General features: G+C 46.3%; 11 protein-coding genes. 9 read left to right on the top strand and 2 right to left on the bottom strand.

All coding sequences use genetic code 11. The features are described 5' to 3' along the window. Window positions 1–280 precede the first annotated feature (280 nt). The 5 genes from ACO0KW_RS00745 (at window position 281) to ACO0KW_RS00725 (ending at window position 6,417) form a co-directional block, all read left to right on the top strand. The gene (locus ACO0KW_RS00745; RefSeq protein WP_423049678.1) at window positions 281–2,053 is read left to right on the top strand and encodes a M28 family peptidase; all 1,773 of its coding nucleotides are present in this window, start codon (window positions 281–283) and stop codon (window positions 2,051–2,053) included. Window positions 2,054–2,232: 179 nt separating this feature from the next. Next, window positions 2,233–2,793: a hypothetical protein gene (locus ACO0KW_RS00740; protein WP_423049676.1), complete on the top strand. Its 561-nt coding sequence runs from the start codon at window positions 2,233–2,235 to the stop codon at window positions 2,791–2,793. A gap of 206 nt (window positions 2,794–2,999) precedes the next feature. Next, window positions 3,000–4,331, top strand: a complete 1,332-nt coding sequence (locus tag ACO0KW_RS00735) for a M28 family peptidase (protein ID WP_423049674.1) — start codon at window positions 3,000–3,002, stop codon at window positions 4,329–4,331. A 239-nt stretch (window positions 4,332–4,570) separates the two neighbouring features. Then, a complete protein-coding gene (locus ACO0KW_RS00730; RefSeq protein ID WP_423049672.1) occupies window positions 4,571–4,987 on the top strand; it encodes a hypothetical protein in 417 nt (138 codons plus the stop codon). 122 nt (window positions 4,988–5,109) lie between these two features. Then, window positions 5,110–6,417 carry a hemolysin family protein gene (locus ACO0KW_RS00725; protein ID WP_423049670.1) on the top strand — a complete coding sequence of 436 codons (1,308 nt, stop codon included), beginning with the start codon at window positions 5,110–5,112 and terminating at the stop codon, window positions 6,415–6,417. A gap of 160 nt (window positions 6,418–6,577) precedes the next feature. Here the strand turns inward: ACO0KW_RS00725 and ACO0KW_RS00720 are convergent, their stop codons facing one another. After that, the gene (locus ACO0KW_RS00720; protein WP_423049668.1) at window positions 6,578–8,293 is read right to left on the bottom strand and encodes a serine hydrolase; all 1,716 of its coding nucleotides are present in this window, start codon (window positions 8,291–8,293) and stop codon (window positions 6,578–6,580) included. Window positions 8,294–8,646: 353 nt separating this feature from the next. On the opposite strand from ACO0KW_RS00720, the gene ACO0KW_RS00715 reads away from it, so the two are divergent. Both ACO0KW_RS00715 and ACO0KW_RS00710 read left to right on the top strand, forming a co-directional pair. Beyond that, window positions 8,647–9,177: a DUF3455 domain-containing protein gene (locus tag ACO0KW_RS00715; RefSeq protein WP_423049666.1), complete on the top strand. Its 531-nt coding sequence runs from the start codon at window positions 8,647–8,649 to the stop codon at window positions 9,175–9,177. A gap of 200 nt (window positions 9,178–9,377) precedes the next feature. After that, window positions 9,378–10,040, top strand: a complete 663-nt coding sequence (locus tag ACO0KW_RS00710) for a glutathione S-transferase family protein (RefSeq protein WP_423049664.1) — start codon at window positions 9,378–9,380, stop codon at window positions 10,038–10,040. 58 nt (window positions 10,041–10,098) lie between these two features. Here ACO0KW_RS00710 and ACO0KW_RS00705 read toward each other — a convergent pair whose 3' ends face one another. After that, on the bottom strand, window positions 10,099–11,544 hold the full coding sequence (locus ACO0KW_RS00705; protein WP_423049662.1) for a M20/M25/M40 family metallo-hydrolase: 1,446 nt from the start codon (window positions 11,542–11,544) through the stop codon (window positions 10,099–10,101). Between the two features lie 506 nt (window positions 11,545–12,050). Between ACO0KW_RS00705 and ACO0KW_RS00700 the strand changes: the two genes are divergently transcribed. Beyond that, complete coding sequence (locus ACO0KW_RS00700) at window positions 12,051–12,938, top strand: hypothetical protein (protein ID WP_423049660.1); 888 nt, start codon at window positions 12,051–12,053, stop codon at window positions 12,936–12,938. A gap of 116 nt (window positions 12,939–13,054) precedes the next feature. Then, on the top strand, window positions 13,055–14,305 hold the full coding sequence (locus ACO0KW_RS00695; protein WP_423049658.1) for a choice-of-anchor X domain-containing protein: 1,251 nt from the start codon (window positions 13,055–13,057) through the stop codon (window positions 14,303–14,305). Window positions 14,306–14,343 lie beyond the last annotated feature (38 nt).

Below are 14,343 nucleotides of genomic sequence, written 5' to 3'. Positions count from 1 at the left end.
TATAAAGTGTTAAATTTTACAAGGCTGCATATAGTGACGCAATACCTTTTTAAATCAGCAATAATCATCTCTATTACACAGATAGACGAGGCCAACATCTTGCCTTCGTTAGCTAAAGTCCAAATTCAAAGAACGCCTCCAAGCAGCATGGCGATGGCTGTTAATCGAATCAAATTCCCTGTACACCTTGATTTAGTCAGAAAAAACACCGATGATCAGAACGGCATTTTTCTCTATTTATAATTGCAAGTCACATCCCGAACTGATACATAAACCTTCTATGATCCTAAATTTCAAAAATACTGCTCGCATCACCATGATTGTTTGCGCTTCGCTGTTATTTACTGCGCCAGTCACCGCGCAAAATCCCCAAGGAAATGCCACGATCAATCAATATTACCAATTATTGCGGACCAATTTTGTACCCGACAATCCTTATCAAACGGTGGCCTTCGTCGAGCAACGCTGGCGTATCGCTGGCAATACCGGATTTAACGAAAGTATCTGGCAAGTAGAAAAAATCTTGCAGCAAGCGGGTTATCAAAAAGAAGTGTCGGGCGAAGCTGACGCGCCATTAACCTACAGAATAGAATCAAGAAAAATGAAGCAGCCGACTTGGGAGCCAATTGATGGCAGCTTGAGCTTGGCAGGTGAAGCAGAACCACTACTTCAATTTAGTAGCAATCGAAATATGCTGGCGATCAATTCGGCCAGCACGATAGCAGGTGGCGTGACTGCAGAAGTCGTTGATGTAGGACGTGGGCGAGCGCAAGATTTTGCGGACAAAGATCTCAAAGGAAAAATCGTCTTCGCTGAAGGAGGCATCGCTGGTCTTTATACAAAAGCTATAAGAGCGGGCGCGATTGGTGTCTTGTCGTATGCAATGCCAGCTTATACCCAGCCTGAAAAACATCGTAATTCAATTCAGTTTCAAGGCATCCCTTTCTTAAATCCTGATCAACTGGAAACGCAAAAATGGGGCGTTGTTTTATCTTATCGTGCCAAAGAGAAATTGAAAGCACGTCTAGCACAGGGTCAGACGCTAGCGACAGTCCATATTAAAACCTCGATTTATCAAGCGGAAGAATTGACCTTGATCGCGAATGCGCGCGGCACTTCCAAACCGGATGAGCGTTTCGTATTCAGTGCGCATGTGCAAGAACCGGGCGCGAATGATAATGCCAGTGGCGTTGGCACTTTGGCCGAGATGGCCCGCGTTACGGCACGTTTAGTACGAGATAAAAAATTTGCTCCGCAACGTACGATCACTTTTTTATGGGGCGATGAAATACGTTCGACAGATCGGTATATACGTGAAAACCCTCAGCGTGCCCAAGGCATTAAATGGGGTCTCAGTTTAGATATGGTGGGCGAAGACACCGCAAAAACTGGCGGTAGTTTTTTGATCGAAAAGATGCCTGACCCATCGGCAATATGGACTCGTGGCAATGACAAACATAGCGAATGGGGTGGCACTGTGCTGAAAGAATCGGATATGGTTCCGAATTATTTCACCGACTTTCTAATTAATCGTTGCCGTCAGCAAGGCCAAGACAATGGCTGGGTAGTGAACGCCAATCCTTATGAAGGTGGCAGTGACCACACGCCTTTTTTAAATGCAAAAATCCCTGGACTGTTGATGTGGCATTTCACTGATGTGTTTTATCACACTGATGCGGATAGGCTAGCCATGGTTTCAAAAACATCGATGCAAAATGTCGGCATCAGCGCCTTAGCCGCAGCATTTACTTTAAGTAGTGCTGACGAACATAGCAGCATTTATCTGGTGCAGGAGTTGCTGGAAAATGCGACGTCGCGCCTGGAAACAGAATTTAGTTTAAGTAAGAAAGCGATTGCTGCTGGTGCCAAGGAAAAAGATGAACAGCATATTATCGAGGTCTGGGCTGATTGGTATCAAAAGGCTTTTGACAAAATGCAGGATATTCCCGTTCTTGGCACAACGGAAAAATTGAAAGCTCAGATTGACGCAGCAAAAATCCACCTGCAGCAACAAAATAGTCGAATGCAGTCAAGTCTGAAAAATGCTGCATGATTTTCGATCTAATTCGCCAAACGTTGGGTTGCTTTTTGTTGCGTGTAGATTACGCCTGAACATATTCAAAGTGAATTCCGTAACGGCTTAGCGTATATTGCTCAGACGCTGGCGACAGCTTAATGACGACGAAACAAACATATATATAGCAACCCTGTACAACATTCAGAGGAGACAACATGACCCTACTTCAATTATGGCTGCCTATTCTAGTCACAGCGATCGGCGTATTTTTTGCCAGCAGCCTGATTCACATGGTTTTTAAATGGCATAACTCGGAATACCTTCCGTTACCGAATGAAGATGAGGTACGTAATGCCTTGGGTAGCGTCAAGCTCAACCCTGGTTTATATTCAACGCCGCATTGTACCGATATGAAAGAAATACAAACCGATGCCATGCAGCAAAAGTTTATTCAAGGCCCCGTCGCACTGATCACAATTCGCGCACCCGGCGCACCAGCGATGGGTAAGTATTTATTGCAATGGTTTATCTTAAATATCGTCATCGCTAGCTTAGGTGGATTATTAGCTTTACAAACGATGGGAATTCAAGCCAACCCACACTACGCGGGACATTTTATTGGGCTGTTTTCAATGATTGTGTATGCTTGCGGAAGTGTACAAGAGTCGATCTGGATGGGAAGACCCTGGTCCGCGACATTGAAAAACATTCTCGATTCTTTGATCTACGGCGCGGTTAGCGCTGTGGTTTTCTGGCAGCTCTGGCCGTCACTCTAAATGCCATCCTATCGCTTGCATCGCTAAGCCGTACCGTAAGACGTAATGCCACTGGTATTGCGTCTTTTTTTTTGAGCAATCAGATACGAGTGAGAATCACGGGCTCGAACGTAACGCTTTATCTACAGTTAATTCCATTGATCATTTTCTGGATTCACCGCTACACTGCCAGATCCTATTTTTCCCAAATAATACCGGAGATGCACATGAATTTTCCGCAGCAATTCAAGCGATCTGTCCTTACCACTAGCGTTGCATTATGCACGCTGAGCCTAATCTCCAACAGCCAAGCACAGTCTCTGGATATCTTACAAGGCGGTGCGCTCAAGCAAGATGACTTGGTCGTCAATATGGTGCGGCAATTAGACTTGGAAAAATATAAGGCGACGATTAAATCTCTGACTGAATTTGGAGATCGTCGTCAGGGAACTGAACGTAATCGCCGTGCGCTCGATTGGATAGAAGCGCAACTGAAATCCTATGGTTGTACGAATACTGAGCGCCTACAGTTTGACTACACGCAAGCACCACCACCTGCACCAGGCGCAGCGCCTGCACCACGCCGCAATGTCATTCCGAGTGGTGGCTTAGGCGGCGGTGCTGGTCAGGGTGGAAGCACCCTATTTGGAAAACGTGCCAAAACGGGTGTGAATACCGATCCGCAGTTGCAAGCGAATGAAAAGTTACGTGCATTAAATGCAGAACAAACACCGGTGGGCACTTCGCAACGTGAAAATGTATATTGCACCAAAATTGGCAAAAAGAATCCCGACGAAATGTATATCATTGGCGCACATTTTGACGGTATCGGTTTTGGCGAAGCAGCAAATGACAATGGTTCGGGCACAGCCTTGGTGATGGAGTTGGCGCGTATCTTCAGTTCACCAGAAATTGAAACCGATAAATCAATACGCTTTGTTTTGTGGAACAACGAAGAAACCGGCTTGAATGGGGCGTATGCCTACGTCGCCCAACGCAAAGATCTACAAGGCATAGAATCACCAAAGGGTTCTGGCAAATACCCAGAGCCAAAATGGCTGGGCATGATACAGCACGATATGATGCTGTGGGATCATGGGATGCCAGTGCCACAGTTGGACGCGCACGGCAAGCCAGTCATGGATGCCGATGGCAAGCCAGTCTATGTCTCGCCGAAAGAGCAACGCGCCGAAGCCGATGTGAATATCGAATTTCAATCAACCTCTAAACACGCAGAGGGCGCAGCCAAGTTGGCATGGTTTTTCCGTGCGGCGAATGACAAATATGCGACAACTTATCCTGCCGCCGTTGGCTTTCACATGACGAATACCGATTCAGTCCCATTTATGGATGTGGTACCGGCGATTTCTTTGCGCGAAAACGAGCGCGGCATGCATATCGGCGCGGGTTGGAATCCCAACTGGCACCAGCCTAGTGATGTGTTTAGCACGTATTCTGATAAAGACTTCATGTTGGGATTGAATGCGGCACAGACGACCCTATCGGCAGTCGCTGTTTTGTCCGGTGCAAAGCAAACACCCGCTGCTATAAAGAAATAAGCTAACACCGCCCTCACTAATCCTCCCTCCACGAATTTGTAGAGGGGGAGTGACACCATTCCGGTTCGTGAAAAATACTTGGAACGGTTCAGACCAAATAAGTTGACCCGCAATGCAAAGAAAATATTTAACGATATTTTGCTTTTTGCTTTGAACTGGACCTTGGTATTACATCTATAATAACTCCTTACGTTTAATATATTTAAATCTAACGTCGCAACTACACGACTGGAATTGGTATGAATGCGATCTTCCGCCCGCATGGCAGGTTCAAAATTTGGATAGAAGGTCAGTTTTTACTTACCGAAGTCACAGGTCCATGGAACCGAGAACTCATAGAATATTGGGCTGCCCATGCACTACAACTGGCGCAAGAATTTACAGCAGCACGCCCCTATATTGCTATCACCACCGTCTACGAGTCGATCTTGTGCCCAAACGATGCGATCGACAGGATAGCTAAGGCAGCAGAATACAGTCAAACGCAATTACCTTGTCTGTACAATCTGATTGTTGCGGCGGACGATGTAGAAGGTCGGGATTTGGTGCAATCCACCTATCGCCGCATAGGCTTGCATCATTTTTTTTCGGATTTTTCCAGTGCCAAAATCTGGGCAGAGCAAGCGCTCAAGAATCACCAATTGCCAAAGCCCTAGGTTTTTATCAAATCTACCGCATCGCTTTCGATCGGGAGATATCGCCTCAATCGCGGAACAATTTCCAGTTTCACCCCAAGCTCAGCTATGATGCTCTATAGGAAAAACAAGTTGGAGGCATCATGGCACTCTTCGATCATCTTTTTGTCATTCTGATTTTAGTTGCAATCAGTGGTTTTTTTTCAATGTCAGAAATCGCCTTAGCTGCGGCGCGCAAGGTGAAATTGCAAATTCTGGAAGCGGACGGAAACGGCCGTGCCAGCAGGGTGCTGGCTTTGCAACAAGAACCCGGGCATTTCTTCACAGTCGTACAAATCGCCTTAAACGCAATTGCCATTCTCGGCGGTATTTTGGGTGAACAATCATTGACGCCCTACTTCGCGCAAGTATTCCACTCGCTGCTTGGTAATGCGAGTTGGATAGACACCCTGAGTTTTATGAGCTCATTTATTTTCGTCACCTCAGTCTTTATTCTTTTTGCCGATTTGATGCCAAAAAAACTCGCGATGGTTGCGCCGGAAAGCGTAGCGATGTTTGTCGTCGCACCAATGATGTTGTGCGTGAAATTATTCAAACCTTTGGTATGGATATTCAACGGCTTATCAAATCTCATCTTCACGACTTTCAATTTACCAACCGAGCGCGATGACCAAATCACATCAGATGAAATATATGCAGTCGTGAACGCTGGTGCCGAAGCGGGCATTCTGCAAACCCGTGAACACGGCATGATAGGGAATGTGTTTGAACTCGAAAGCCGCACGGTGCCATCGGCGATGTCGCAGCGTGACAGCATCGTCTATTTAAGCTTACAAGATAATGAAGAAAGCATACGGCAGAAAATCGCCGAACATCCGCACACCAAATTTTTGGTGTGCGATGGACAGATTGATAAAGTAGTTGGTTATGTCGAATCCAAAGATATTCTCAAACGCATCCTAACTAATCAAGCATTTTCTAAAGTACAGGAATTGTCTTTGCGCACAGCCTTAGTAGTACCGGATTCGCTAACTTTATCGGAAATGTTGGAGCAATTTAAGGCAACTCGTGAAGACTTTGCAGTGATTTTGAATGAATACGCACTGGTCGTTGGCATCATCACTTTGAACGATGTATTAAGCACTTTAATGGATGGCATGGTGCATCCATATCTCGAAGATCAGATCGTCCGACGCGATGAAAATTCTTGGTTAATCGACGGTGCGACCACCATAGAAGATGTGTGTCGTGCATTAGATATAGATGATTTACCTGAGAGCGGCAGTTACGAAACCATCGCTGGTTTCATGATGACGATGTTGAGAAAAATCCCTAAGCGCACCGATTTCGTGATGGTAGGTGATTATAAATTTGAAGTCGTAGATATTGATCAGTTTCGTATTGATCAGTTGTTAGTCGTGAAGAAAAATGCCATGGATGCCAAGACGTAGTGAGATGCCAGATAAGATAATCACCTAAATTAGCATGTTTTTCTTTCAAGCTTGTAGGGTTCACGCGACTTTTCTCTGATTATTTACTTGACGGCGCTAGAGGCAAGGAAAAAGCGTCAGGAGTAATTTACCGACGCTTTTTCCTATTACATCGAGGTGATTACTTCACTTTCTTCGCCGGCATATTTTGCCCGCCTTGCGTCAAAATCAATTGCGTTATTTTACCATCTGGGGCCTTTTCAAATTTCAATTGCGCTCCAACCTCAGGTGCACTGAATGTATCTGCACTGATAGGAAGGATGCTAACTATGCCTTGACCCGTCGCTTGCGTAATGAATTTATTCCCTTCACGACGGACATTCAAAATGAAATTTGGGTTGAGTTCGTAATCACCTGCGAACACATCAAATTGTTCCGGAGTCATGGCGAAAGCTTTAGGCGCTTCAGGTAAAGCTTCGTTTAATTTAGGATGCGAAACTGAGGTACCTTGTTGATGTACGACCGCCTCAGTCACTTCACCTTTCGCATTTTTGTTAAATTCGACTCGCAATAAAGAACTATTGTCTTTGAAAAAACCATTTTGCGAATACGCTTGCATGACAGTGCGCGGACCATTGGTGCGCGTCATCACTAACTTATCGCCTTCACGCACCACGATGCGACGATTTTTTTCGTCTATACGATAGACACCGACATATTGATCTAAAGTTTTTTCTTCAAGAGTCACTGCTTTGAATTCAGGAATAGGTTTACCTATCGCACTGGCGGCTAAACGCATTGCCACCATCTCAGGTTGCGCTAAGCCACCATCCGCATTGGTTAACACTGCGACGTAGACTTTATCTTTAGGCAGACTCAAAGCAAAAGTCGAAAAGCCTGGAATGCCGCCACCGTGGGAAATCATAGTTTGAGATTCAAATTGACCTATGCCCCAGCCGTAGCCGTAATTGGTGTCCTGACCGTTCTTTAATTTGTACGATGTGAATGCACGTTTCCAATGCTCTGCTTTCAATAATTTTCCCGCATTAACGGCGGCATCCCATTTCGCCAGATCGTCCACGGTTGAAGTCAGTGACCCCGCCGCGTACGGTTGCGTCATGCTAATTTTCATACTCGGTTCAAACTCACCAGCGCGCTGAGAGTAGCCAGCAGCGCGTGCTTGTTTGCTGCGCTCATAACCTTCGTAGGCTGTATTTTTCATGCCTAGTGGTGTGAACAAACGTTTTTCTACAAACTTGGCATAAGCCTCGCCACTCACTTTTTCTATAATGGCACCGAGCAAGAAATAGCCAGAATTATTGTACTTAAAGGCTGTACCCGGTTCAAACTCCAACGCGTCGTTTTTAAAACTATCAACCATTTGCTGCACGCTGATATCTTTACCAGCGCCGGCAACGAAATCGGGCTTACCGGTATAACTTGGAATGCCTGAAGTATGCGTCAACAAATGTTCAACCGTAATGCTCTTACCGCTTGCGGGATAATCAGGAAAAAATTTTGTGACCGGATCATTCAGCGCGATTTTGCCTTCTTCTACCAATTGCAAAATAGCGACCGAGGTAAATTGCTTAGTAATCGACCCTAAACGCATCACGTGGTCCGCTTGCAGTTTTTCTGCCTTCGCGAGGTTAGCAATGCCATAGCCTTTGCGCAACAGTGTCTTTCCATCTTTGATCACAATCACAGTCGCGCCGGGTTGATCGTTTTGATAGTAACTACTGACCAGCTTATCGAGTTGTTGGGTAATAGGAGCGTTGGCCACCTGCTGATTGCTTGCCGGATTTATACCTGATTGCGTCCGCGCCAACGCAGGCTGCGCCAACAACAATACCGCTAGGGCAATAGGGCTAAGTGTTTTAATCATCATTGTTGACATACTGAAATTCCTTACGTAAGTGGTCAAATAAAAAGTACACGGGCTAAGCTATTCGTTGAGCGGTTTGCGAGGTGGCAAACTACTCATATTAGTAACGACTAGTTATCCTAATAGCACGGCAAAATTATTACCCGACATTTGCGATAGAACGTGAAAATCATGTGTTGAAGCCATCTAGATCAAAGCTAAATGAAACTCCATAAGTTCGTTAACGACGTTTTCTTTACCCCCATTGTCGTATCAATATTCTTCATTTGAATCCGAATTAACACCTGCAACGTATATGAAGATGACAGGTAGTGACGATCACATCGACCTGACATCCAACAATTTCAACTTTCAAGGAGATGTAAATGAACCATTTGAAACGCCTGCTCGCTATGACCACCACCGGTTTCACGCTAATTGCTTGTGGCTCAACCATGACGATCCCAGAAATGCCTGTAGCGGTCAAGGTGCCTGCTGGTCATGCATTGAGCATGCTTGCGGTGGGAACAGGAGAGTTAAGTTACGAGTGCCGCGTCAAGGCGAATACAACCGTCACCTACGAATGGCTATTTACCGGTCCCAAAGCAGTATTGACCGAGAGAAACGGCAAAGTCATCGGAAAATATTACGGCGGCCCAACTTGGGAATCGGATGATGGAAGTAAGGTAACAGGCAAACAAGTCGCTACCGCGCCAGGCACAGCGACCGCGATTCCGTTGCAATTGGTGAAAACCAATCCTTCGATTGGTCAAGGTAGTATGGCCGACATCAGCTATATCCAACGCCTCAATACCGTTGGCGGACTCGCCCCTGCCGAGAGCTGCAATGCAGACAACATAGGCGCGGTCAAAACAGTGAAATACCAGGCCGACTACCTTTTCTATAAAGCGGTTTAAGTTGTTGCGAGTCGAGCTTGTGAGGCCAGATATTTTTTGATAAAGATTCTTCGATAGGATCTCGTCGAAAACAACTCATTGAAAGTAACCACAGCCAGATTTAGGCTGTGGCATACTTGGTTTCTGTCACACTTTGTCGTGTTTCCAGCCCAGTGTAGCTCTCAGTCTATCCTTACATGCCTAAGAAAGATTCGCACAATATGATCCAACTCTTTTACTCACCCGGCACCGCTTGCCTCGCGCCACATTTTCTTTTAGAAGAACTTGGGCTCGCCTATGAATTAGTGTTAGTAGACACTAGCAAACAGCAACACCAGACAGAGGCTTATCTCAAACTGAATCCCAAAGGAAAAATTCCTCTTCTGATTGATAAAAATAACGCCGAGTTAACGCTGACAGAAAGTGCGGCAATTTGCCTTTATCTAGCGGAGAAATATGCAACGCAAGCGACGAACGCACACTTTAATCCCGCACCAGGCAGTTTGCAACGAGCGCAGTTGTATCAATGGATGATGTATTTATCAAATACTTTACAGGCGGAGTTACTGAGCTATTTTTACCCTGAACGTATGAGCGACGATACAAGCGGCGCGGCGCAAGTGAAGGCACATGCCGAAGAACGCGTGGCACAGATGTTGACATATATAGAAACACAACTCAGTACTTCTGATGGTGAATTCTTGCTTGGTGTAGACATTTCCATTGCAGATCTGTTCTTATTTATGCTGTGTCGCTGGACGCGTGGCATGCAAAAACCCGCACGCGCCTATCCACAATTAGCTGGCTATTTGGAGCGCCTTTTTAATCGCCCTTCAATACAAAATAGTTTTGCACAAGAAGGCATCAGTGCGCCCTATTACTAATCGTTTTTGATCACTAAGCGAAGTGACGACGGCCCTATTTCAATAGGGCCGTCGTCGTTTAAGGCAACTTAGCAATACTCTTCATGAGACGATACACAAATTCAATTTCCTCATTAAACCCTTTCACGCTGATTCTTTCGTCGCGACCATGCGCTCTCGAATCATCCAAATCATCAAACATCGCATCCACGCCATAAGTCACCAAGCCTGCGTTGCGGGTAAAAACACTATCGCTGGCACCTGCAGACATATTCGGCAAAATAATTACTTCTGGCCACATGGATTTTGTCACTTGCTCGACGGCTTTAAAAATTGCAGGAGAAGGTGGTGATTCTGGCGTTGGTTTCGCCGCGGTCATGACCGATATTTTGATGCTTTCGTCCTTCAACACGCGACGCAGTGTCGCTTCGATCTGGGCTTGGGTTTCACCAGGAATCACACGACATTGAAGAGTTGCTTTGGCACGCTGCGGCAAAGCGTTTTCGGCATGACCGCCACTAATTTCAGTCGCGGTACAAGTGGTGCGCAACATGATATTGGTTTCTACCTCTTGCGATAAACGACGCACGACAGCCGCTGGTGGATTCGCTTTGCTGATCGCCAGCATATCGGCTTTTTTCTGCCCACTTTCTAATTGTGAACGTCCAGCAAAATAGAGCTTTACTGTATCCGTCAGGTGCAGCGGAAAACTAAAATCCGACAAGCGCTGTAATCCCTTAGATAAACGATAAATTGGATTTTGATCGGTAGGTCGCGAACTATGCCCCCCTTTATCGGTCACTTCTACTCCAAAGCTGAGGAAAATCTTTTCACTGGTTTGTGTAGTCAAATAAATCTTTTTGCCATTCTTAATGGCGGCTTCCCCTGCATCTGGGTTAATCACCAGACCGGCATCGATCAGCGAGCGATGCTCTTTCAGTAACCACTCTACACCATTCGCATCGCCTTCGGCCTCTTCATCGGCGGTGAAGGCAACGATGATGTCACGCTCAGGAACATAATTTTCTCGCTTTAGGCGCAGCATACTTGCCAGCATCGCACTATCCTGTCCCAGCATATCTATCGTGCCACGACCATACAGCCAGCCATCTTTTTCCGTCAAACTAAACGGGTCGAAATTCCAATCTTCGCGTTTCGCATCAACCACATCTAAATGGCCGATGTATAGCACCGGTTTTGCTTTCCCACTGCCACGCAGACGCACCACGACATTGGCTTTGCTTGGATGTTTTGCTGGCGCCAAAACATGTACATCAGACTGGCTATAACCGGCAGCCAACAAGCGAGCCGCAATTTTCTGTGCCAGCGCAGTTGATCCATTGGCATGTATCGACTTCGAGGCAATCATTTCACTAAGTATTTCACGCGCCTCTGCAGCGATTTGTGCTGGTGCTTGTATTGATGCAGATGTGGACTGCTGAGCACTAACGCTCCAAGCTGCACAAGTTAAAATCGCACTACTTAATACAGTTCTGGTGAAACGGGAATTCAATACTGTCGGCATATATGTCCTGAGGTGGAATTGGAATTTTAGGCTGTGTTTTCAGCGATGAAAGTTACCAGCCAACTCACGTTGAAGCAATCATTGTAGCGTCTAAATGCATGCCGCCAATTGTGATCTGCGCGAATAACGACATCCGGTAATTTGTTTTTGTTTTGCTACACTTTCTCAGCACAAAAGATGATTAGAACGAATTCTCTAATTTGCAAAAATGCTTGTCTACTCATAGATAAATACCCACGTACTGACTTTTTTTGAGCGTGCTTTTTTGTTGCATTGCAAATTGACCATACGTGACGCGATTTTATTAATCCATGCAGACCAGTTTCACCAAGACAAGCGACATGCAAAAGAAAGTGGTCATCGTAACGCCGCGACATAGGCTACTTGAAATTAAATTGAAAAGTTCAAGCCCGACAGCACGGCGATCTCGTTTTTTCACTCACGCGGCAATCTGCAAATAGCAGCAAAAAAATATGTAGCCGCACTCAATGGGAGTCAGGAGTCAAATGATGAAATTTAAAACCAGTCTTTTTGCTGTACTGCTATTGGCACTAACAGCCTTTTCAAATATCGCTAGTGCTGAAAATTACACCTTATGGGTAAATGGTCGAGGTGGTGGTGGCGCCATCGGCAATTACAGTAGTTTTACCTATTGGGGTCCCTCATCCACGGCAGCAGGTGTGAATAAAAAAGCCGTGAACTGGGATGGCTACAATAGTATCTCTTCGCAAAATAGCAAAATCCGCGATGCCCTCGATTGTTTTTGCACTGGCAATAACTGGTGCTACATCGCGACCCACAGTGCTGGTGATTTGATGATGGGCTACACCTTAGCGAACTACGGTAGTTCCTCACGCTTGAAGAAAAATGCCGTCGCGAATTCCTCTGGACAATGCGGCAACAGCGATGGTACTGCACAAGTTGGCTGGAATATTAAATGGATACGCGCGGCGTCGGGCGCTGGTGGTGGCTCTGAATTATCGGATGCGGGTTCATGGGCGCTGACAGAACCACTCGTCAAAGATCTGAAAACTACCACTGCGCGTGCCATGTACAACCACAATAACACCGCAAACGTCTGGTTCTATATGTATGCCGGAGCCAAAGGCACGGTGTACTCGGGCATCTTACCGGGGCAGGATGATGAGGCAGTTGCGTATCACAGCAGTGGCGGCGTCGCGGGCTCCTCCGGCAGTTCTTTATGCAATCCCAGTGACTGGTTGTGCAATGATTTGACCATGGGAACTGCCAACAATGAAGGTGGATCGAGTAAATGGGCTTACCATTCTGTCACCTTCCGCGATGACAAAGAAGCCTACAATCACTACGCCAGTGGAAATTGGTTAGGGATTATTTCTGTCGTGCGAACGGCGATGGTCAATAGCGCACTTTAAGTTCTTCACCAAGCATGTCAAATAAGAAGCATCGTCCCCACTCTGGACTTCGCGCCGCACAGGTCGAAGTCCAGGCTTCTGGGAAGACATCTCACCGGTTAAAAATCGGAATGGCGGTGGCGAGTCTTGTTATCCTTGGGCTAGGTGGTTTTGTCTGGCACAACGGAACGCAATCTGATGAATATCCAGTCTTAACAGTTCCTGTTTCTTCAACTCATCACGCGGTCAACAACACGACCAACTTAGTCAATCCCAGCCTGGCAATCGCTGATCGTGCAGAATTAAAGAAAAAACTGATCAGCCAATTGGAAGAAGTCGACCAAACCTTGTGCAGTTACCGAGAGGCGACCAAGTACCCGCTAAGTTCTCGCCCTATCAGTGAAAATTCGGATCAGATTTATCCCAATCAGGCGGTGACTGAAACACATCCGATGCGTCTTGCCAATGGGCGCACTGATGCGAAGATTCAGATTAATACGAGTCAATCACGTGTTTATATGGCGGCGAATGAAAATGTACATTTTATTTTGCAAGCGAGAGACGCAAATAATCAGACCCTGCCCCTCTCCGTCACGCGTAGCGTTGCCAGTGGCTTAAGCTTTGGCAATACGCGCACAGCTGCGCAAGTCGCAGTAGCTTTAGCGGACAATGGTCAAGATGGTGATGCCCGCGCGAACGATGGGATCGCCAGTGGCACGTTCTCTCCGGCAGAAACTGGACTAGTGAACTTTCACGGGACCATACGGATAGAAGTGAATTACCACGTAAATGGACAAGCCGGCGCTGTGTTTTTTGACGTCATCTATTCCCCAGAATTACCGGCCAATTGGGCGGGGAAAATTCGAGAAGCGAACGAAAATGGCGCATTGGTTTTCTATTTACCTATCGAAGTGCGGCAAGCCGGGCGCTACATCGTAAATGCACGCTTAGATGATGCTAAAGGTCAACCCTTTGCGCTGTTGAGTTTTAATGAGCCGCTCACACAAGGACGGCAAGAAATACGTCTGATCGCAGCCGGAAATCTACTACGTGACCAGCAAGCCAGTTTCCCGCTGAGCTTACGAGACATTGATGGCTACTTGCTCAAAGAAGATCAAGATCCAGATCGCTTACTACTTCCGCGTATAGAATCTAGCGCCTACAAAACCAAAACCTATACGCTGAAAAGTTTCTCGGATACCGAACCAGATACCGAAGAAAGACAACGCCATCTGAAAGAATTCAGCAAAGATGTCGCACTAGCCAAGGCAGCATTGGTTGCTTTCGATCCAGAACAGGCAAGAAAACCATTTCCACAAAGCGCCTGCAGTTTGAAAAATGCGCAGTCGAATAGGTATCCAGCTATTTCAATCCCGATGACTAATTAACTTCACATCGGTCGGTGCGACTACCGAGTCGCCAGTAC

Origin of the sequence: Undibacterium sp. Ji22W, from assembly GCF_049340305.1 — a bacterium.
Lineage (GTDB): Bacteria > Pseudomonadota > Gammaproteobacteria > Burkholderiales > Burkholderiaceae_D > Undibacterium.
This window is presented reverse-complemented; position numbering and strand designations above follow the sequence as displayed.

Excerpts from the sequence above, each read along its gene's own strand:
- ACO0KW_RS00700 (WP_423049660.1), top strand. The coding sequence starts at position 12,051 with ATGATGAAATTTAAAACCAGTCTTTTTGCTGTACTGCTATTGGCACTA.
- ACO0KW_RS00720 (WP_423049668.1), bottom strand. The coding sequence starts at position 8,293 with ATGTCAACAATGATGATTAAAACACTTAGCCCTATTGCCCTAGCGGTA.
- ACO0KW_RS00740 (WP_423049676.1), top strand. The coding sequence starts at position 2,233 with ATGACCCTACTTCAATTATGGCTGCCTATTCTAGTCACAGCGATCGGC.
- ACO0KW_RS00725 (WP_423049670.1), top strand. The coding sequence starts at position 5,110 with ATGGCACTCTTCGATCATCTTTTTGTCATTCTGATTTTAGTTGCAATC.
- ACO0KW_RS00745 (WP_423049678.1), top strand. The coding sequence starts at position 281 with ATGATCCTAAATTTCAAAAATACTGCTCGCATCACCATGATTGTTTGC.
- ACO0KW_RS00715 (WP_423049666.1), top strand. The coding sequence starts at position 8,647 with ATGAACCATTTGAAACGCCTGCTCGCTATGACCACCACCGGTTTCACG.
- ACO0KW_RS00730 (WP_423049672.1), top strand. The coding sequence starts at position 4,571 with ATGAATGCGATCTTCCGCCCGCATGGCAGGTTCAAAATTTGGATAGAA.
- ACO0KW_RS00710 (WP_423049664.1), top strand. The coding sequence starts at position 9,378 with ATGATCCAACTCTTTTACTCACCCGGCACCGCTTGCCTCGCGCCACAT.
- ACO0KW_RS00735 (WP_423049674.1), top strand. The coding sequence starts at position 3,000 with ATGAATTTTCCGCAGCAATTCAAGCGATCTGTCCTTACCACTAGCGTT.
- ACO0KW_RS00705 (WP_423049662.1), bottom strand. The coding sequence starts at position 11,544 with ATGCCGACAGTATTGAATTCCCGTTTCACCAGAACTGTATTAAGTAGT.